Consider the following 20,632-nt stretch of genomic DNA (forward strand, 5'->3'; position numbering starts at 1 on the left):
ACAAGTTAATTAAAGAACGCACATATTAGATAAATCGTTGACATTGTTTTTTATCCATGATAGGGTTTAACCATCAATTATATGCATACGCATGCATTTAAATATTTGAGTGAGGGATTCACTTCCCTGTCACTTATATCATTTATATATTCATTAATGTTATCAAGTAATAGCACTTTTTCTCCAATGTCAAGTCAGTATCTTTGTGAAATTTCTTCATCATTTAAACAGGTATTCAAAAAATTACCACAAAAGATTCACTGTTGTCCTAAGTATACAGTTTCATTCTAAACCTGTTATTGACTATAGTGATGTATTTTGATTTAGAAAGGGAGCCAATGAAATGACAAATATAAAAATACCGGTTTCTGTCTTAAACCTTTCCCCGATTCGTCAAGGACAGGAACCTAAGGATGCAATTGATGCGATGGTTGATTTAGCAAAAGCTACGGAGGAACTGGGATATAATCGCTATTGGATTGCAGAACATCATAATACTCCTACACTTGTAAGTTCAGCTACCTCCATTTTAATTAAGCATACATTGGAGCATACGAAAACCATCCGTGTTGGATCTGGCGGGGTTATGCTGCCTAATCATTCTCCATTAGTCGTTGCCGAACAATTTGGAACGATGGCAACCATCTATCCAAACCGTTTGGACTTAGGACTTGGAAGAGCACCTGGTACTGATATGATGACGGCAAGTGCGTTAAGACGTTCACAGAAAGATTCAGTTTATACATTTCCTAATGACGTAAATTCCTTGCTTACATACTTTGGACCTGAAGAAAAACAGGGTTATGTCAAAGCGTATCCAGGTGTTGGTACTAAAATCCCATTATATATTTTGGGGTCATCGACAGATTCGGCGTATTTAGCTGCTCAATTAGGGTTGCCGTATGTGTTTGCCTCACACTTTGCACCTAGGCATATGGAGGAAGCCATCTCGATTTATCGAAATCGATTCCAACCTTCTGACTATCTTGATTCTCCATACATGATGGTTTGTTTAAATGTGATTGCAACTGAAACAGATGAGGAAGCGAAAAGAGAATCAACAACGATGCAACAATTTTTCCTAAATGTAGTACGAGGTACACAATTTCCATTGCAGCCACCAGTAGATAGCATGGATAACCTATGGAGCGAACCTGAGAAAGAAATGGCTTCCTCGATGACCAGTGTAGCGTTATTGGGAAGTAAAGAGACAGTAAGAGAACAATTAACAAATTTTCAAGAGAAGTATAATGTAGATGAAATAATGGCTGTTTCCTATATCTTTAATCCTGAGAAACAAAAGCGGTCATATCAAATCTTTAAGGAAATTGTTGAAGGTAAATAAATAGCAGGAAAACACCTTTGTTATGGAGTTAAGGGGGGATGGTATCGCGTTATCTTATAAATTAAATTGTATTTTTTATATAACAGACGTTAAAGCCGTGGTTTAGTAAATGTGATCACGGCTTTTTCTGTTTGCCTTAATTTACTTAATATGTGACGAAATACGCTTGAACGATAACGTTCTTTAATCCATAAAGGATTAAGGCTAATATTGAAGAAGTCTTTATTGAACTACCATGAAAATAAGTTTCTTTAAAAATGAAAAATAACAATACTTAAGAAGACCCTGCTCAATCGTTTTAAAAAAAGAGGAGAGCGTTAATTAATTAGTCTATGGATTAGGGTTGACTGGATTAAGGTCAGTATCAGTATTGACACTTCCTAACCATTTTCATTCTTTGTGGTGAATCGCCGATTTTTGCGATTCATGGATGGCTAACGGGTGCGTTAGCTGAACCCATCGGAGCTGTCTTTAAGACAGCTTTTTCTTATGGAACTAATGGGCAGGATAATTCAGTAACCGTCAAATAAGACATATAGTGAACAAATAAAAAAAGACAGTGTACCACGCTGTGCTAGATGGTGACTTATCACCAATTTTAGACCATCCAACAATCCGAAGTGTAGGCTTTCTGAATAAGAGACATTACAATATTAAAGATGATAAGATGGATGCTTTGTTAAATGATAAAAATGGTGGAGAAGAATTTAAAACTGTTATCAAGTATGGAAAATATGAGACTTTTAGATATATTTATTAACTCAATTGTTAATGAACTAACGGTTGCTTTACTTCATTACCAGGAGCTGATCAGCAGATCCTTTTCTTATGCAACTATCGGGGCAGGTTAGCTCCATAATAAACAAGTGATTTATCTATTAATCATATATGTTAATATACAAAATAAACCAATACAAAAATTTAGGGGGATGAGTATGTTCATACATAAGATTGATGAGGAGTTATCATTGAAACTGTTAGAATTAAAGGATGCAGAAAGAGTTTTCGAAATAACAAATCAATCCAGGGAATACCTACAAGAATGGCTTCCTTGGCTGGATAATACAACAAAACTTGAAGATACAAAAGGGTTTATTAATATGTCTTTAAAAGGTTTTGCTGAAAACAAGAGTGTCAATACAGTTATTATGTATAAGGGACAAATTGTTGGTGTAGCAGGTTATAATCAAATTAATTGGTCAAATAAAACTGCATATATTGGTTATTGGCTCGGAGAAGAATATCAAGGAAATGGAATTATGACAAGAGTAGCTAAGGCATTGACTGATTATGCATTTATTGAATTGAAACTAGATAAAGTGGAAATAAGGGTTGCTGAGGAGAATAAGAAAAGTAGAGGAATTCCCGAAAGATTGGGTTTTGTTAATGAAGGTTGTATAAGACAAGCAGAATGGTTGTATGACCATTATGTTGACCATATTGTTTACGGTATGTTAGCTAAGGATTGGAATAAGTAGTAATACCTTATAGAACTAACGGGTGCGTTAGCTGAAGATCGGAGCTGTCTTTAAGGCAGCTCTTTTCTTATGGCACTAACGGGGCAGGATAGTTGAAAAGTGCCGTTTGATCTTTGTTCAACAATTGGGCCAGATTCTTGAGGATTTCTTTCAAAGGGGGGCGTTTATTTATGTTAAAATATTGCAAGTGAAAAACAGAGACAAGAAGGGAAGGTGCAAACATGGATAACGAATCAAATGTAGATAAATTGGAATTAATAAAGTCCTTTAAATCGACAATTAGAAAACTTGAAAACTCCTTGGATACGATGACTAAAAAAGGCGCAAATACTACGTTAGTAAAGAAACGACTTAAAGCTAATTATATCGGCTTGGCCATACTAGAAAACGTTTGGAATCAAAGACCCCATCAATACACCCAGGAAGATTTAGTAGGATCTCGCAATGTTCTTACTGGTTTACTTCCATCAATTGAGAGCAGTTATGCCAAGTTAAAGGCGGGTAGTAGTCCCCAAAGAACGCTTTTGGAACGAAGAATTAAAGCGTTGGAACTGGCTGTTCAAGCGATTGACGAACTTTTCAATGAATAACTGATCTAGCTAAAAGAAACTATCAACTTTAGTTGTAAAGATTAAGTTATTTTAGGATTGAAAGCACAATTTTGTTATTCAAGATAAGGGCGCGATTCTTTAATAAAAATCGATTTTCTTAATGAACTAACGGGTGCTTTACTTCAATAAGGGAGTTGCTTTGGCAGCTCTTTTTCTTATGGAACTATCGGGGCAGTATAGTTCAATAAGGTTTCATTACTTTATATGGGTTATTTTAGAAATAAATGAATTGAAACATCATTGATTCGGAAAACGTATAAGAGGAAACTCTAAAAAAGGAATTGAAGAATTTTGGCACAGTATTTCTCTTTACTAATCTTATCATTTGTAATGCTTGTGGGAATGTCAGCTTACTTTTGGCATTTTTATAAATTGAAAAAGAAAAACGGAGATGTATAAGATACCGATCAAGGACATTCTTGGAGTCGCCTCTTTATTTCTCCTATCAGGGTCCCTATTTGTTTATTCTTTGTTAGACCTGCCTAACGTTTTAGCTGATAAGACTAAACAATACAATGGGAACTGTGAGATCGTTATATTCAGTAACGTAAGAGGAGGACACCAGGAAGCCAACTTTGGAAACCATAGCATATCGTTTCCTAAGAATTATCAGGGTGCAAAAGAAGGCAGCTACTACTGCGAAGTGGAGTATTATTCACGAACTGAACTGGGAAAGTCCTTGAAACTTTATCAATCAAAGGGCGGAAAACTAATAAATAATAAATAGTGTTTCATCTTCAACTAACAGGTGCTTTTGTTGAATATCCAGCAGCTATCGATTTCAGCTCTTTTTATACAACTAACGAATCAGGTTACTTAAAGAAGTAGGAGAAAAATGAAAATATAGATGGTATAAAAGGAGAGCTTATTATCAGATGGACTTTATATTAGGTGAAACTTTAAAGTTTGAAGAAATCTGGGTCAAAGTAATTGAAATTAAAGATGAGTCAATTGTATTTGAAGTCTTATTTACAGGTCACGAGGAAGATGAAGGGGACTTGATGGAAGTTCCAATGTGGTATCTAAAAGCAAATAAAGACCAAGTAAAAAGATAGAAGACCTTATTCAACTAACGGTTGCTTTACTTCATTATCAGGAGCTGATCAGCAGCTCCTTTCTTATGCAACTATAGGGGCAGAATTGTGCAATAAGGATTACAAAATAGATAAAGACAAGCTCATTTAATCTTCGTTTATTTTGGCTTAGATTTTTTTTTTTAGAAAAAATAAAAAAATCTAAGCCAAATGAAACTCTAGTTTGTCTAATGAGTGTAAGACTTAAAAGGGAGAGGGTGAATGATAATTATTAAATTAGTGAAAAAAGCTCAAAAAGGTGATGATAAAGCCTTTTTAAAACTTTTCCAACAATATGAAGAAGATATTTATCGGATGGCTTATGTATATGTCAAAAATGAAAGTGATGCCTTAGATGTGGTTCAAGAGGTGGCATATCGCTCATTCAAAAAAATAGAAACATTGAAAAATCCAGAGTATTTCAAGACGTGGTTAATAAAAATAGCAATCACTTGTTCCATTGATTTAGTTAGAAAGAATAAAAATGTGGTCCAACTTAAACCAGAGTATGATGAGTGCATTAGCTTTGAGGATGAAGATATTCCTCTTTCAATAACACTTCAAGAATTACTAGATCAGTTAAATGAAGATGAAAAAAGTATCGTTATTTTAAAGTTCTATGAGGGTTATTCATTTAAAGAAATAGCAGACTTGTTAAATATGCCTATAGGATCAGCAAAATCGGTGTTATATCGTGCGTTAGGTAAACTTCGAAAACAATTTAAGGAGGCTGATCTTTCGTGAGTAATATAAAGCAAGAGTTAGAAAAAATTAAGATTCCAAAAGAATTACACGAAAGAACAAAACTTGGCTTAGAAAAAGTAAAATTAGAGCAACGAAGCAACAAGAAAAGAACACTTTACAAAAGGTTTTCAATAGCTGCAGCAGTTTGCTTGATTGTTGTTTCGACATTAACTTTTACACCCGTATTAGCAGCTATTCAAGAGGTATATGATAAAATATTTTCGAGTAAGCATATTGATGATACAGGTGTAAGAACTGCAATTAATCTAGGACATGGTCAAGCTGTTGATCAAACATTTTATGATGAAAAGCATGACATAACCGTGCATTTTGAGAGTGTGATGATGGATGATAAGGAGACAAAACTCTTATTAACCTATCAAAGTAAAAAAACAAATTTAAAAAACTTTTATATCGACCTTTTTGAGGGTGTAAGTTCAATCTACTTGATTGTTGGAGATGAACGAAAGAAGTTAGACAATGTGGGATGGGGAAGTAGTTATTACGATAGTAAAGAAAACAAGATGGCTGAAGCCTTATCCTTTGAATCAATCAAAAAATATGAAGGCCAAGACATTCGTTTAGAAATCGAAAATTTGACAATTTGGAATGACAGTGGGATGGACAGCGTACAAACAACATGGCCACTCGATTTCAAGCTCGATAAATCTGCCATCTCAGAAAGAGAAACAGTAGCAGTAAATAAAGATTTTGTTTTTGAAAAAGTAACATACAAGATTAAGCAGGTAGAGTTTTCAGCACTAGAAACAAGAGTTGTTGTTACAGGAAATGATACTAAGCCTATGAAGGATGAAACCGGAATGAAATATAGAGTGATGAGTAAATTGGAACATCAATTCCTTAATGCAAGGAGAGTAGATGAAGAAGACGGTTATGTCGTGAATCATAAGAAATCCGGTGTATTTCTAAGATCAGCTGGTGAAAAAATTGAACCGGTTTTTAGTAAAGGGGAAGTAGAAGGCGAAGACGATGAATATATTATGATTTTTGCTCCGGTTAAGGATCCCCAAGACTGTATTCTTGAAGTTGGAGATGAAATTAAAATACCATTAACTAAGTAGGCGCGTTTTTCCTGATTGGTTAGTGAAAAGCTTCATTTTTACTAACTGTTCAACTAATGGGTAGCTTTACTAATAAGGGAGGTTGCTGAGGCAGCCTTTTTCTTATGGCACTAACGGGGCAGGTTAGTTCATTAAGAAAAGTGAAAAAAGGTTAATTTTTTCCAATTCATTGTGATAATATAAATTTAATTCTTATTATAAGAGGTGAGTCTAGTTGAGTAGAGTTGAGCAGAGTACAAAGTTAGATTTAGAAAGAATTATTTTTATTGGAAGAACCTTTGAAGTCACTTTCGGTAGAAGAACTGAAGGGGAAAAAAATAATGGATTGTCCAGCAGGGGCTTGTTCTTTTACTGCGGTTGGTAACAAATCAGGTTTGGATGTTACTGCTTGTGATATTGCGTATTATCATTCGGGTGAAGACCTAAAAAATAAAGGTCTTCAGGATATTGAACACGCTATGGAGCATATGCGAAAAGCAAAAAGTAATTATATTTGGGATTATTTCAAAGATATAGATACTCTTAGAAATAATCGTTTGAGTGCTTTAAAAGATTGTGCTAAGGATATGAGGGAATCGAGTGATCGATACGTTCCCGTCACTTTGCCTTCTTTACCGTTTAAGGATGGGGAATTTGATATTCTTCTTTCTGCACATTTTTTATTTATGTATGCTGACCGATTAGATTACCAATTTCATATTAAAACGCTAAATGAGTTATTGAGAGTTACTAAAGAGGAAATTCGTATTTTCCCATTAGTTGATTTGGAAGGAAAACGATATGAACATTTAGATAAATTAATAAGTTATCTCGCTGATAATAATGAATATACAGTCGAAGAAGTTAAAGTGCCATATGAATTTCAGGCAAATGCTAACTCGATGTTAAAAATTAGAAAAGGGTAACAAAAAAAGGGACAATGTTAAACGTTGTCCCTTTCTTTTAAATAAACCTTATAGAACAAACGGGTGCGTTAGCTGAAGATCGGAGCTGTCTTTAAGGCAGCTTTTTCTTTATGCAACTAAAGGGGCAGTTTGGTTGAGTAAGGACTCAGATGTTTTTTTTCTAATTGCTGTTTCTTGTTTATTTGGTATGAGTGCATCTGTAAAAGAGTTTGATCCATTAATTGTATAGTGGAAGAAAACAATCCTGAAGAAACTAAACGAATAAAGAAATGCTTGGCGGTACCCCTAGGTGAAAGTTAAAGGATAACATTGTGATATGTAGCAAATGTGTTGGGGATTATTGGGTAGTTATAATTCTTTACTAATCGTTCTAAAAAGGGTATTATTTAATCATGGTTTGAAATTCATGTGTTTGTTTTAGAACGTTCATTCTACAATGGATTATGACGTTTGTTTTTGTTAGTATTGGTTCATGGATTTTTTTTAAGGAGAAATAAAATGGCTAGAAGTAAAGAGTTTGACGAAAAAGCAGTATTAAGAAAAGCAATGGAGCTTTTCTGGGCACAGGGTTATGAAAAAACATCCATGCAAGATTTGGTGGATCATATGGGGATACACCGCAGGAGTATATATGATACATTTGGTGATAAGCGTTCATTGTTTTTAGCTTCCCTTAATCACTATGAAGAGCTCATCGTCAATGAGATGGAAAGCATAATTAGTAGCACTTCATCCATTAAACAGACGATACGTGATGTTTTTATTTTCGTACTGAATTCCATTGAACAATACCCAAAAGGTTGTCTATCAGTAAATGCAGCCATAGAATTATCTTTGCTGGACAAAGAAATTGGACGCATAGTTACTAAAATGTTTAACCGTACTGAAGATATGTTTAATAACCTTATAAAACGGGGCCAGACTAGTGGAGAGCTATCAAAAGAAATCGATTCTGATAACACATCTCGTTTCTTACACAACAATTTGGTAGGTATAAGGGTACTAATAAAAACTAATTACAATAAAAAAGAATTAGAAGGCATCATCACTCTAGCACTTTCAGTGTTGGACTAGCTTTCTTTTTTTACCCTTTTTAGAACGTTCATTCTAAAATTAGCATGAAACAAACCATCATAATGATACTTATAAAATCGTTTTTTAATTTCTAAGGAGGAACACAAAAATGACAAACTTTAAAATACCAACAGAATCAGAATTTATTGAAGCAGATGGAACTCGTTACGCATATAGAAAATTTGGTACACAAGATGGTATACCAGTAGTATTTCTTGTTCACTTTAGAGGAACGATGGAAAACTGGGATCCAAACATGCTTGAACCTATTGCAAATACACGCCCAGTAATCTTATTTGACAATAAAGGGGTTGGTGAGACCGATGGACTAACGCCTACTACAATTGCTGATATGGCAAAAGATACAGCAACATTTATAAAAACTCTTGGATTAGAACAAGTTGACATTCTTGGTTTTTCCATTGGTGGCATGGTTGCACAAGAGCTAGCTCTACAAGAAGGAGATTTAGTAAGAAAAATTATTATGGCAGGTACTTCGCCTGAATCTGGTATTAATCCAAATCCAGAGATTTTTGAAAGAATGAATCGTCACGGCGGAACGGAAGAAGATGAAATAAATGATTTTATGTTCTTTTTCTACGGACAAACCGAAACAAGTAAATCTGCAGGAATGGCTTCACTACAAAGAATTTTTAATCAGAAAAAAGTTAACAGTTCAGAACAAGTAAAAGAGGCACAATTACAAGCCATTGCAAAATGGGCTAAACAAAGATCCAATCATGATTATGAATGGTTACAAAACATCAAACACCCTGTACTTGTTACTAATGGTGTTAATGATGTGATGGTACCGACTAAAAACAGTTATATCTTAACAGAGAAATTACCCAAAGCACAGCTGATTATATATCCTGATTCTGGTCACGGGCACCTGTTTCAATTTCCAGAACTATTTGCAGAACACGTAAATTCATTCCTTGATTCTAATTCTTATTAAAAAGGAGATTCATATGAGCAGATTATTTGAAAAAGTTCGTATCGGAAACATTGACCTGAAAAATCGTATAGGAATGGCTCCGATGACTAGAAGTAGAGCTTAACCAGATGGTACGCCGAGCGATTTAGTAGCAGAGTACTATGGTCAGCGTGCTTCAGTCGGTTTAATTATAAGCGAAGGAACCCAACCTTCAGATGATGGGCAAGGTTACACTAATACACCTGGTATTTATAAAGAAAATCATATTAAAGGGTGGAAAAAAGTAACTTCTAAAGTTCATAGTGAAGGCGGTCATATTTTTGTTCAGCTTATGCATGTGGGACGTGTATCACACCCTGATAACACACCTCACCCCCGCCAAGCAGTTGCACCGTCAGCTATTGCACCTGGTGTAGAAATTTTCACGGCAGAAGGAATGAAAGATATTCCAACACCAAGAGAATTGAGTGGGCTTGAGATAAAGGATGTTATCAATGAGTTTCGTTTAGCAGCACGTTCAGCAATTGAAGCTGGTGCAGACGGAGTTGAAATTCACGGAGCGAATGGTTATCTGATCCAACAATTCCTTAGTGAAAACTCCAATCATCGTCAAGATGCATACGGTGGTACGATTGAGGGGCGTTCTCGATTCGCTATTGAAGTAGCTAAAGCAGTTGTTGATGAAATAGGAGCAGAAAGAACAGGCATCCGTTTTTCTCCTCAAGGAACACTGCAAGGCATTGATGAGGGGGAAAATAGCCTTGAGATGTATCGTTATTTAATAAGTGAATTAAATAAGCTTAACCTTGCATATCTGCATTTAATGCACTTTGGAAACGAGCAATTCCTAAAAGATGTGCGTCAACTTTGGGATCAATCACTTCTTGTTAACCGTCCAGGTCGTCCTCTAGATCAACTTTCGTCTGATGTAGATAATAATCTTGCAGATGTAGTCACAGTAGGCACTTGGGTACTAGCTAATCCAGACTTTGTAGAACGGATTCAATCAGGGGCTCCCCTAAACGAACCTGATAAAAACACGCTCTATGCAGGAGGAAAAGAAGGTTATACAGATTATCCTTTCTTAAAATAATTTATTTAATATGAATATCCCATCTAGGGATATTCATAATCTTTTTTCTTAGGTTCGTTATGAAAAGATACATGTGCGTTAAATAAAAATGTGGAGGATTGTAATGAAAGCTTTAGCAATTGAAACCTACGGTAAAAATCCAAATTTTTTAGACTTCCCTATGCCCAAAATAAATAATGACGAGGTCTTAGTTGAGATATATGCGGCAAGTATAAATCCTCTTGATACAAAAATTCGAAAAGGTGAATTAAAATTAATATTGAAATACAAGATGCCGTTAATTTTAGGAAACGATTTTTCTGGAAAAATTGTCGAAGTAGGTACTAGTGTCACGAAGTTTAAAGTCGGTGATGAGGTATATGGTCGACCTAGAGCAAATAAAATGGGAACTTTTACTGAATATATCTCTGTCAGCCAAGAAGATATTGCATTAAAACCTAAAAATTTAAGTTTTGAAGAAGCCGCCTCCATCCCTCTAGTCGGATTGACATCCTACCAAGCTTTACATGATATTCTGCGAATTGAAAAAGGACATAAAATATTAATACATGCAGGATCAGGGGGAGTAGGAACATTTGCTATCCAACTTGCAAAACATATGGGGGCTTTTGTCGCAACTACAGCTAGTGATGGTAGTGATTTGGTAAAATCTCTTGGCGCTGACGAAGTTATTAATTACAAGACAGAAAAGTTCGAACATTCTATCCGTGACTACAACGCAGTTCTTGATACCATTGGGGGGGCGACGTTAGAGAAATCATTTGTAACATTAAAAAAAGGAGGAAAGATTGTTTCTATATCTGGAATCCCGAATGGTCGCTTTGCTAAAGAAAACGGATTTAGCTCATTAAAAAAAACCTTATTTTCCATTGCAAGTTATAAACTTACGAAGCTAGAAAAAAAACATAATGTCCAATACACGTTTCTTTTTATGAAGCATAGTGGGGAGCAGTTGAAAATTTTAACAGAAATGTTAGAGTCAGAAGTAATTAAGCCTACACTTGATAAAGTTATTATTTTCGAAGATGCCCAAAAAGCATTGGAGTATGCAGAGACTGGAAGAGCAAAGGGAAAAATAATACTTAAATTGAAATAATCAGTCTTATCTAACAAACCTGTAGAAAGTGTTTGTTTTTTTAACTTATCGAGGTTGCTAATAGAACTAACGGGGCAGGTTAGTTTAAGATAAACCATGCAAACATCATTAAAAAGAAAAAGCTAAAGATCAGTATAGGCTTTAGCTTTTTCTTAATTCCTTATATTTTTTCCCCCACTCGCCCATACTCTCTAGTATAGGAATAAAACTTTTCCCTAAAGATGTTAGCGAATATTCTACCTTTGGAGGAACTTCTTTATATACTTCTCTGTGAACCATTTGGTCTTCTTCCAATTCTCTCAACTGACGTGTCAGTATTCCTTTTGAAATATCAGGTAAAAGCCTTTGTAGTTCATTAAATCTTCTTGTCTGTCTGCTTAAATGCCATAAGATAATTATTTTCCATTTTCCTGCAATTATGTCTTGAGTTTCTGTAACTGGACAAACCTCTATTTGGTCCTCTGGAGGTTCACCGAACCTACTTCGTGCCATAATCAATACCTCTCTTTCTTGATGGTACTATTTTTGTGACTATGTTATAAAAAAGTGACTACTTTTAAAAAAACGTCTAACACTATAATATTAGATTACGATTAGTAATCATATAAAAGGTTATTAAATATTTGGAGGTTATTTTAAATGAAACATCTTGTTGTTTATGCACATCCAAACCCTGAAAGCTTAAATCATTCTATCTTGGGAACAACAGTCAATACATTAAAGAAAAATGGTCACGAAGTTGTTGTCCGTGATTTATATGCACTTGATTTTCAACCTGTACTTAAACCAGAAGATACAGCAGCTATGAAAGTAGGAAAAACTCCTGATGATATTAAAATTGAACAAGAATTTATTGCTGAAGCAGACGTAATAACATTTATTTACCCTATTTGGTGGACAGGTCTTCCAGCTATTCTTAAAGGATATGTAGACAGAGTATTTGCATTTGGGTTTGCTTATTCTGCTGGACCAGAAGGTGTAATTAAGTTATTAGAAGGTAAAAAAGGTTTTATCATCAATACACATGGTACTCCTAATGAGCTTTACGATGAAATCGGTATGACAGCAGGTTTGAAAGTAACTTCTGATATTGGAATATGGGATTTTACTGGAATTGAACCTGTGGACCATTTACTGTTCGGAAGTATTGGATACCTTGATGAAGAAGCATATAAAGGTATGTTAAAGAAAGTTGAAGATACAATTAATTCCCATTTTGCATAAACACATACAAAAATAACAAAAGACTACTCATAATTGGGTAGTCTTTTATTATTTTTGAAAGGGTCCTTATTTCACTTATGGGTGCGTTAGTTCTTTAAGAGCTGTGACGATCACTCTTTTTCTTGTGGAGCTAACGGGGTAATATTTAATATAATAAGAATTATAGATAGTATAAAGGACCGGAAATTCACTATATTAAAGGTGGGAAAGGACATTGCAAGAAAGTACCGATTATATTAAATTGATTCATTTACGAAAGAAAAGTTATCGGGTAATCCTGCTGGCGTAATTGCAAATGCAGAAGGTCTATCTTCGGGTGAGATGCATAGGATTGCTAGAGAGCTTAACTATTCGGAAACGGCATTTATATTTAAATCAGACAATAGCGAATCTGATGTACATATTCGTTTTTTACGCCAACTCATGAGGTGCCCATCTGTGGACATGCGACTATTGCTGCCCACTATGCTCGTGCAGTTGAAAATAGTTTAAATACAGGTAAAGTTTATCATAAAACTGGTGCCGGCATTTTACCAGTCGATGTGATTAATGAAGATAATGATTACAAAATTATAATGACGCAGGGTAGTATAAGTTTTGGTGCGGTGATTGACGGTCTAGCTTTAGAAAACATATTTACAGCTTTCAATATTGCGGGAAATGCTGTAATCGTATTTAAGTCCGAGTTCAGTATCAATCAATATTTTAGGAGGGATTCAAATGGATAAAAGAGTTCAATTTGACTTTGAAATAGAGTTTACTAATGGCGGTGGGCTTCAAGGGCAGGAATTCCGCCTTGATATTGATGGAGATGACATTACTGACCAAGAGTTAGCCAAGTATATTGTAGAGGATATGAGGTTACTAATGGTTGGGGAAGTTAAGATATTTAATAAAAAAATAATTAATGAAAAACATAAACGAAAACCTGTTGATGAGAACTCTGAAAAGTAATCGACTTCTTCAGCTAACAAGTGCGTTAGCTAAGATTGGAGCTGCCTTTAAGGCAGCTTTTTCTTATGCAATAAACGAGGTTGTTGAACAAACCTACATATATATTGTTGCAGTGTTTATTGAAAACGAAGAATTAAATTTGAAACCATAGAATAAGTATTAGATGGTAAAAGGGATTTCCTTAGTTATTTTTTCTTCTTTTGAATTTCTTTCCTGCTTATAAAACTACCCTAAGGTGAGTGAACATGAAAAATAGAATAAAAACAAAAATGATAAAAATACTCAGCGGAAACAGGGAAACTAGATTAACCGTTCAAGTTGCAGATACTCAAAGAAAAAGAGATAAGGGCTTAATGTTTGTTGGGAAATTACCCGAAAACGAGGGGATGTTATTTGTGTTTCCAGTAAAAATATATGGTGGCTTTTGGATGAAAAACACATTAATTCCTTTATCCATTGCTTTTCTTGATTCAGATGGGGAAATTCTAAAAATACTACATATGGAGCCTTGTAAAGAAGATATATGTCCTACCTATGATCCAGAAATTTCTTATCACTATGCAATTGAAGTGAATCTTGGCTGGTTTGAAAAGAATCAAATTAAAGAAGGGGATTATGTAAGATTTTATTGAAATTCATCTCACCTTACCTCTAGTTTTAGTGGTGAGGTGATTTTTTAGGTAAAATTACTGAAAAAAGGGTGCATTGGCTGAAGGTAGGAGCTGTCTTTATGGCAGCTCTTTCTTATGCAGCTATTGGTCAGTTTATAGGAGTTACATTTGATCTTTGTTCAAAGCTCTTTTCATAATGCTTATTGATTTTAAGTAACATGAGGGGTAATTTACTTTTTATGGTATTGTAAATACAGGGACTTATTCAGCTAAAGAGCAGTTATTACAAACGTTTATCTGAAACGATTGAATTGTGCTTTCTTAAGGGGGGATTAGCATAAATCGCTCACGGACCAATATGTTTCTCTTATTTTTGGCAATCCTATTTTTCGCAGGTATTATTCTTTTTTCATATAGGTTGTTTGTTTGGGGATTATTGCCACTCATATTCTTGCTTATTCTCTACATCTCACCTAATAAATACCGTTCATCAGTTTCTCTGTTCATTTTCTTCTTATTAGGTACATTGGTGTATCAACTCGGAAGCAGCTATATCAATGAATGGAACATATCCAAAGAAATGAAAATCATAATAAACAGATGTTTACTTATGTTCATTATGATTGGAACAATGATTTCACTATTGTTGTCTAAGCAGAAGATATTTTTCTACACACTATTACCAGATTGGCACAGGCGTATCACAATGCCGTTTCATACAATTAAATTACCGTATTTTTTACTTATTGGGCTAATGGTATCGAGCACATTACTTATACCATTATTTAGTCAAGAAATGAGCGATTTAAAAACAGTATTACTTTTCGGTATATTGTTTGCCATCATAAACGCTACACTTGAAGAAGTAATTTGGAGAGGTATTATGTTATCTAGTTTAAAAAGAAATGTTTCCACCTTTTATGCTGTCGTAATAACCAGTATCGGGTTCGGGCTACTACATATATCAATTGGAATTCCTGTATTAATAAGCTTACTTTTTTCTTTTGGGGGGCTTTTTTATGCAATAGTAGTTTTAAAGAGCGATAGTATATATCCATCCATAGTTTTTCACATTGTTATCAACTTGGGTATGGTTTTCAATGGCTGGATAATTTGAACTTATACCATACCGGGTGCTTTAGCTGAAAAATCGGAGCTGTCTTTAAGGCAGCTTTTCCTTTTTGCAACTTCGGGGCAGATTAAGATATATCCATCTGTTTAATTGAGTGCCAGCTCATGTTATAATGAATAGCTTACGATAATTACTGTTTCTGAACGGATGCCAGAAAAGCCTCCGCATAGCGATAAAATATGGAGGTGTAAGAGAATGAATAAACAATGGACGATTGGTAAAATTAAAGAATTTGTTGAGAACAATTCGGAAAGTAAGTTGCTGACGACGGAATATCACGGTTTTTCTCAAAAGTTACTATTTAAATGTACATGTGGCAGCAACTTTGAAAAAACATTCAAGAAATTCAAAAATAATAACCAACGTAAATGTGATGTGTGCCAACCGCCTAAAGCGGCACGATAACATATAGTGAATAAACCGAAGTGCTAATTTCTATTAAAGAGAAGTTGGCACTATTTTTATTTTGAGAAATAAAAGTGGATTTCACTAAAGGGGAGTTTAGACGAATAATCCTTCTGGAACTACCGGGTGCTTTAACGGAAGATCGGAGCTGAAGCTTTTTCTTTGTGCAACTAAATACCCAGGAAAGTTGAGTAGCATGTTACAATAAAAGACGGTTTGCGGAAATTTTTTCTAATAATAATTTTAAAGAAGCGGGATCAGCTAATAGTGAGGTGCGGAATGAAAAGTTCGAAAAAGAGAAAAAAACAATCCGAAAAAATATTAAAGACCCTAAAGGTACCAATAAATAAACATTTACCCTTAACGGAAAATGAAGAAGAAGTTTCCCTTAGAACAAAGGAAGAAATTATAAACAGAATTATTTCATTAGCAATAGTCTCAGCAAAAGCCATGGAGGCTCCGCCAGAAAAAATTGAGGAATTTATTGAAAGGTATAATGCTAATGAATTATTCACAGAAGAGGAACAAAATTTTTAAAAGAAAAAACAACCTAATCAGAACGAGCTGATCCAATACTCTTGGAAGTTAGAATGTATTTGGCTGCTGCTTTGGTCTGTAAATCTAATATCCGATATAGATGTCCCAGCCGATACGTGCAATGCTGAATATGTTTTTGAGAAGGTTTTTTCTCTTCATTCTAAACAAGAGCTGCTTGGTGAATCCACTTTAAAACCAACCAGTGATATATTAGATAGTCTTGATTTCATTTATAGGGCACATTGGGCGGTACGAGAAGCCCAAATAAATCATTTGGAAGTTCCATCATCTCTAGATGAAGGCGTTGTATATGAAAGGCACTACACTCTTAATTGGCTAGTGAATTATATGGATCAAGAATGGGAGGAAATAAGTACAGATACATAAAAGCTGCAATACATACTTTTTTGCTCCTATATCAGGGTTATATGTGAAGTTATCCACTTAATCTAACAGGTAGGAAGGTTGCTCAGGCAGCCTTTTTCTTATGGCACTACGGAGGCAGGCTAGCTGAATAAGGGACGAATTACCAGTACAAAAGTTTTGATATTTTGAGATAATCAATAAGCACCAAGACTTTGATTTGTGCTTGGTTTTAGGTATGTATAAAATTAAGTGAACATTTCATGGGGAATGTATACTAGGTCTATCAATCGGAATATTGATTGCGGCCTAAGGCAATACACAGATAAAATTACATATAAATGGTAGGTTCCATAAAATAAATAGTTAAATAACTTAAGCTTAATTAACTATAGGTCGGTTTAGTTGAAGAGTGAGTCGCGACGAGAGCTCTTTTTTCACGTAAAAGAACAGGCATGTTATAGTATAGGAGAACCGGATTTTATATGATCTGTGGTAATCTTAATCATCAAAGGAGTTTATTCATAATGCATGTGCTACAAAAAACACAAAAAATAGTTCGCTATCAGAATCAACAGGGCAAAATACATTACGGTATTGTTGAGGATGACATGATATTACAACTGTCTAGCAGTTTTGCTGAACTTGTCAACAAGGAAATAAAGTATGACGGGGTCGAGCTGAAATATAGTGACGTGAAAATCTTGGAACCTGTAAAACCATCGAAAGTGGTTAATTTCGGCTGGACATATGCTGGTCATGCGAAGGAAACGGGTGGAGAGGCAAACCTTGTTGAACCATTTTTATTTTTAAAGCCATTATCTTCGCTTATTGCAGACAAGGAGAATATTATCCTTCCTCCAAACGAGCTATCCAACCAAGTGGAACTTGAAGGGGAAGTGGCCCTTGTCATTGGAAAGCGCGGAAAAAACATCAAAGAAGAAGATGCGCTTGATTATGTATTTGGTTGCACGATATTTAATGATGTCACAGCAAGAGATCTAACAAAAAAAGATCCGCAGTTTACGCGGGGCAAAGGATTTGATACATTCGGACCTTTGGGACCGTGCATCGTTACCGGGGTGGATCCTACAAATTTAAGGATTGTGACCACTTTAAACGGCCGTGTTGTCCAAGACGGAAATACCAATGAAATGTCACTAAGCATTCCGTTTCTAATCAGCTGGCTTTCACAGGTAATGACACTGGAGCCCGGTGACATTTTGGCTACGGGTTCACCATCTGGCAGCTGCACGATCAAGTCGGGGGATGAAGTCGTTGTTGAAGTCGAGAATATCGGTCGGTTATGTAATGGTGTCCAGTAAGATTTGCTGGAATTCCTAATAAGTTAACAAAGATCAGAGCTGCCTTTAAGGCAGCTTTTTCTTATGCATCGGGGCAGGTTAGTTGAAGAAGAAAGTTTGTTGCAAGGGAGAAAAAATTGATGAAAATAAAGAAAAAAACCGTTCAGTTTTCTGAACGTAAACACATTTTAGGTTTGTTAGAAAAATTAATATAAATTAAGGTTTTTATACCAAAACCCACTAAAAATAAGCCAGTTAATTTTGGAAAATCTTCTGGGGTTTTTTTACCCATTTTTTACGTACTCTATTAGATATACAAGAGTTAGTAACCATGATGCAGAGAGTAAAGGTTTAGTTGCATTTTATAAATGATTTATTAACTTTCTGCATTTAGCCCCCTATGGTGAAGCAAAGAGAATTGTTTCGCTAGAAAAGTTGGTGTATATGGCATATCATTTTGGAGCCACGAAACGATTGTACCTATTAAAGCTGAAGTTTCATACCATATCAATATATCTTCTTTTACGATTTCAGTTACATGGGATCGTCTCCCGCTTTCATCTATCCTAGTAACTAGGAACTAATTGAATTTTTCTTGAAGTATAGATCAGTGGAATGTTGAACTAGTGGATGTTTTACGGTAATAAAAAATAAAAGCAGACGAAACAGAGAGATCTATAGAAATTCTCTCTGTACCTCTGCTTTTGAATGAACATTAAAATAAAATCACCAATTATTTCTCAAAACAATTTTTCCCATCGCCTTGCCTGACTCCAAGTACTCATGGGCTTTTGAGACTTCTTCAAACGTAAACTTGTTTGGATCCACAAGCGGGCGCAGCTTACCTTCCTCAACCACACTGGCAACCTTCTTCAAAATTTCTCCATATTGCTTATGCATGTCCTTGTTTAATATCTTCAACAACATAAAGGTAACATGTAGGGAGAGCCCTTTTGAATGCACGGGGGAGAGGTCATGAGTCGAACGGGCAGCAATGGCTGCTACTGTTCCATGTACCGCGGCTGCCTCAAAAGAGCGATCAAGGTTTTCTCCGCCTACCGTGTCAAAAACAACGTCAAAACCTTTTCCGTCTGTATATTTTTGTACATAATCGTGAACGCTTTCTTCTCGATAATTAATAGTTACATCTGCACCAAGACGCGTGCCAATCTCCAGTTTCTCTTGCGAAGAGGCAGTTGTATAGACTGTTGCGCCTCCCCATTTGGCTAGCTGAATGGCAATGTGTCCTACACCCCCGGTAGCTGCATGGATCAGTATATTTTGTCCAGGGACAAGATTTGCCCGATTAAATAAAGCTTCCCATGCTGTAATGGAAACTAGTGGTAAAGCAGCGGCTTCTTCCATCGTCAAGTTTTTCGGCTTGTGAGCAAGTAAATCAGCATCTGCAAGCATGAACTCTGCAAGTGCACCGCCAGTCCCTTTAAAACCACCCGCGCATCCAAACACTTCATCGCCAACTTTAAACTCAGTCACTCCTTCACCCACTGCAGATACCAAACCTGCGACATCACCATGTAAAACGGCTGGGAACTCGGGGGAAACGGCTGGAACTGCACCAGCACGGACTTTCGTATCAATAGGATTTACACTTGAAGCCTTGACTTGAATAAGTACATGTCCAGGTTTTAGTTCGGGTTTTGAAATCTCTTCAAGCTGAAATACGGATGGATCACCAAAAGATTGAATAATTTGTGCTTTCACTTTAGTCACTCCTATTTATTTTTATGGGGAATGTTTCATTAATGCATAATGAAAAGTAAGAATATTTAGTCTTTGTTTGTAAAATCAATGATACTGTATCTACTATAAAATTAACAGTTACACACATTATTGTTTAATAGAATAAAATTTGTAATATAGTATACTGACTTTATAATTTGAACAGGTGCTATAAGGGAGTTGCATTGGCAACTCTTTTTTTTTTGCAATTTAAAGGGGCAGGATAGTTGAAGAGTGCTCTTTGACCTTTAATTAGGCCAGATAATTGATAAAGGAATTCTGGAATGATTGTAGAATCTTAGAACAAAGAGGTAGCTGTATAGTGGAGGTGTATTAATGGAGATAAGACCAGTAGAAAAAGAGGAATATAGTTTTATTGAAGACTTTGTATATGAGATATTCAAAAATACCACTTATTCAAATGGATTAGCTGAAAAAGCTTTGGTGAGAGAGATCCGGCAAAAACACTATTATATTCCACAGCTTGATTTAGTTGTTGAGGAAGAAGGGGTAATTATAGGTCACTTTATCCTTTCAAAACTTCCAATTAGTAATAGGTATGAAAATGAAATGTTGATGTTATCACCAGTTTCGGTGGCAATTAATAAACAAGGTCAGGGTATTGGTACGTATATGTTGCAGGAAGGTATTAAATTAGCTGCTAAAATGGGGTATAAGGGAATTATTGTTGAAGGAGATGATCGATACTATCAACGCTTTGGATTTAGAACATCAACTGAATTCGGAATCTATGCGTCCAAGAAAAATCCTCCACCTTCTATTGAGAATTTAATGGCTATGGAGTTGTGTGAAAATGGGTTGGAAAATATCTCAGGTGAAGTAGATTATTCGATATATACTGCATTGACACATTGACAGTCATATCGATCCTATACAAATTCAAGATTTTGAGGAAGTTAAGCC

The 20,632-nt window shown here is 35.3% G+C and carries 18 protein-coding genes and 5 pseudogenes; 20 read left to right on the forward strand and 3 right to left on the reverse strand.

Annotated features, from left to right (window positions below; translation table 11 throughout):
• Positions 1-343 precede the first annotated feature (343 nt).
• The 11 genes and pseudogenes from ACIROD_RS10440 (at position 344) to ACIROD_RS10490 (ending at position 11,438) form a co-directional block, all read left to right on the forward strand.
• The gene (locus ACIROD_RS10440) at positions 344-1,345 is read left to right on the forward strand and encodes an LLM class flavin-dependent oxidoreductase (RefSeq protein ID WP_063576580.1); all 1,002 of its coding nucleotides are present in this window, start codon (positions 344-346) and stop codon (positions 1,343-1,345) included.
• Positions 1,346-2,280: 935 nt separating this feature from the next.
• The gene (locus tag ACIROD_RS10445) at positions 2,281-2,823 is read left to right on the forward strand and encodes a GNAT family N-acetyltransferase (RefSeq protein WP_402940471.1); all 543 of its coding nucleotides are present in this window, start codon (positions 2,281-2,283) and stop codon (positions 2,821-2,823) included.
• Positions 2,824-3,044: 221 nt separating this feature from the next.
• Entirely contained in the window at positions 3,045-3,413 is a 369-nt protein-coding gene (locus ACIROD_RS10450) for a hypothetical protein (RefSeq protein ID WP_402940474.1), read from the forward strand.
• A gap of 896 nt (positions 3,414-4,309) precedes the next feature.
• Positions 4,310-4,489 (forward strand): hypothetical protein, encoded by a 180-nt coding sequence (locus tag ACIROD_RS10455; protein WP_063574992.1) that lies wholly within the window; start codon positions 4,310-4,312, stop codon positions 4,487-4,489.
• A 240-nt stretch (positions 4,490-4,729) separates the two neighbouring features.
• Positions 4,730-5,251, forward strand: a complete 522-nt coding sequence (locus ACIROD_RS10460) for an RNA polymerase sigma factor (RefSeq protein WP_063574993.1) — start codon at positions 4,730-4,732, stop codon at positions 5,249-5,251.
• Positions 5,248-6,333, forward strand: coding sequence for a DUF4179 domain-containing protein (locus ACIROD_RS10465; RefSeq protein ID WP_402940478.1), 1,086 nt, complete (start codon positions 5,248-5,250; stop codon positions 6,331-6,333). Before ACIROD_RS10460 ends, ACIROD_RS10465 begins: the two co-directional genes overlap by 4 nt.
• Positions 6,334-6,547: 214 nt before the next feature.
• Positions 6,548-7,238: pseudogene (locus ACIROD_RS10470) on the forward strand (SAM-dependent methyltransferase).
• A gap of 498 nt (positions 7,239-7,736) precedes the next feature.
• Positions 7,737-8,312, forward strand: coding sequence for a TetR/AcrR family transcriptional regulator (locus tag ACIROD_RS10475; RefSeq protein WP_101226031.1), 576 nt, complete (start codon positions 7,737-7,739; stop codon positions 8,310-8,312).
• Between the two features lie 109 nt (positions 8,313-8,421).
• On the forward strand, positions 8,422-9,270 hold the full coding sequence (locus ACIROD_RS10480) for an alpha/beta fold hydrolase (protein ID WP_402940481.1): 849 nt from the start codon (positions 8,422-8,424) through the stop codon (positions 9,268-9,270).
• A gap of 121 nt (positions 9,271-9,391) precedes the next feature.
• Positions 9,392-10,342, forward strand: a pseudogene (locus ACIROD_RS10485) (alkene reductase); the annotation flags it as partial.
• Between the two features lie 103 nt (positions 10,343-10,445).
• On the forward strand, positions 10,446-11,438 hold the full coding sequence (locus ACIROD_RS10490; RefSeq protein ID WP_402940484.1) for an NADP-dependent oxidoreductase: 993 nt from the start codon (positions 10,446-10,448) through the stop codon (positions 11,436-11,438).
• 141 nt (positions 11,439-11,579) lie between these two features.
• Here ACIROD_RS10490 and ACIROD_RS10495 read toward each other — a convergent pair whose 3' ends face one another.
• The gene (locus ACIROD_RS10495; RefSeq protein ID WP_101226027.1) at positions 11,580-11,930 is read right to left on the reverse strand and encodes a winged helix-turn-helix transcriptional regulator; all 351 of its coding nucleotides are present in this window, start codon (positions 11,928-11,930) and stop codon (positions 11,580-11,582) included.
• A 147-nt stretch (positions 11,931-12,077) separates the two neighbouring features.
• On the opposite strand from ACIROD_RS10495, the gene ACIROD_RS10500 reads away from it, so the two are divergent.
• The 8 genes and pseudogenes from ACIROD_RS10500 (at position 12,078) to ACIROD_RS10535 (ending at position 17,989) form a co-directional block, all read left to right on the forward strand.
• On the forward strand, positions 12,078-12,662 hold the full coding sequence (locus ACIROD_RS10500; protein ID WP_101226026.1) for an NAD(P)H-dependent oxidoreductase: 585 nt from the start codon (positions 12,078-12,080) through the stop codon (positions 12,660-12,662).
• A 240-nt stretch (positions 12,663-12,902) separates the two neighbouring features.
• A pseudogene (locus ACIROD_RS10505) lies at positions 12,903-13,333 on the forward strand (PhzF family phenazine biosynthesis isomerase); the annotation flags it as partial.
• A gap of 49 nt (positions 13,334-13,382) precedes the next feature.
• Positions 13,383-13,616, forward strand: a complete 234-nt coding sequence (locus ACIROD_RS10510) for a cyclase (protein WP_101226025.1) — start codon at positions 13,383-13,385, stop codon at positions 13,614-13,616.
• Positions 13,617-13,861: 245 nt separating this feature from the next.
• A complete protein-coding gene (locus ACIROD_RS10515; RefSeq protein WP_101226024.1) occupies positions 13,862-14,248 on the forward strand; it encodes a DUF192 domain-containing protein in 387 nt (128 codons plus the stop codon).
• Positions 14,249-15,023: 775 nt separating this feature from the next.
• A complete protein-coding gene (locus ACIROD_RS10520) occupies positions 15,024-15,344 on the forward strand; it encodes a CPBP family intramembrane glutamic endopeptidase (RefSeq protein WP_230178621.1) in 321 nt (106 codons plus the stop codon).
• Between the two features lie 210 nt (positions 15,345-15,554).
• Positions 15,555-15,764 (forward strand): hypothetical protein, encoded by a 210-nt coding sequence (locus ACIROD_RS10525; RefSeq protein ID WP_063235826.1) that lies wholly within the window; start codon positions 15,555-15,557, stop codon positions 15,762-15,764.
• A gap of 279 nt (positions 15,765-16,043) precedes the next feature.
• Positions 16,044-16,688: pseudogene (locus tag ACIROD_RS10530) on the forward strand (DUF4272 domain-containing protein).
• A 503-nt stretch (positions 16,689-17,191) separates the two neighbouring features.
• The gene (locus tag ACIROD_RS10535; protein ID WP_101226022.1) at positions 17,192-17,989 is read left to right on the forward strand and encodes a fumarylacetoacetate hydrolase family protein; all 798 of its coding nucleotides are present in this window, start codon (positions 17,192-17,194) and stop codon (positions 17,987-17,989) included.
• A 355-nt stretch (positions 17,990-18,344) separates the two neighbouring features.
• Here the strand turns inward: ACIROD_RS10535 and ACIROD_RS10540 are convergent.
• Positions 18,345-18,533 (reverse strand): annotated as a pseudogene (locus ACIROD_RS10540) (TetR-like C-terminal domain-containing protein); the annotation flags it as partial.
• A gap of 161 nt (positions 18,534-18,694) precedes the next feature.
• On the reverse strand, positions 18,695-19,690 hold the full coding sequence (locus tag ACIROD_RS10545; RefSeq protein WP_402940489.1) for a zinc-dependent alcohol dehydrogenase family protein: 996 nt from the start codon (positions 19,688-19,690) through the stop codon (positions 18,695-18,697).
• A 354-nt stretch (positions 19,691-20,044) separates the two neighbouring features.
• Here ACIROD_RS10545 and ACIROD_RS10550 point away from each other — a divergent pair, with 354 nt between their 5' ends.
• The gene (locus tag ACIROD_RS10550; protein WP_402940492.1) at positions 20,045-20,584 is read left to right on the forward strand and encodes a GNAT family N-acetyltransferase; all 540 of its coding nucleotides are present in this window, start codon (positions 20,045-20,047) and stop codon (positions 20,582-20,584) included.
• Positions 20,585-20,632 lie beyond the last annotated feature (48 nt).

Origin of the sequence: Peribacillus sp. NPDC101481, assembly GCF_044767165.1 — a bacterium.
Taxonomy (GTDB): domain Bacteria; phylum Bacillota; class Bacilli; order Bacillales; family DSM-1321; genus Peribacillus.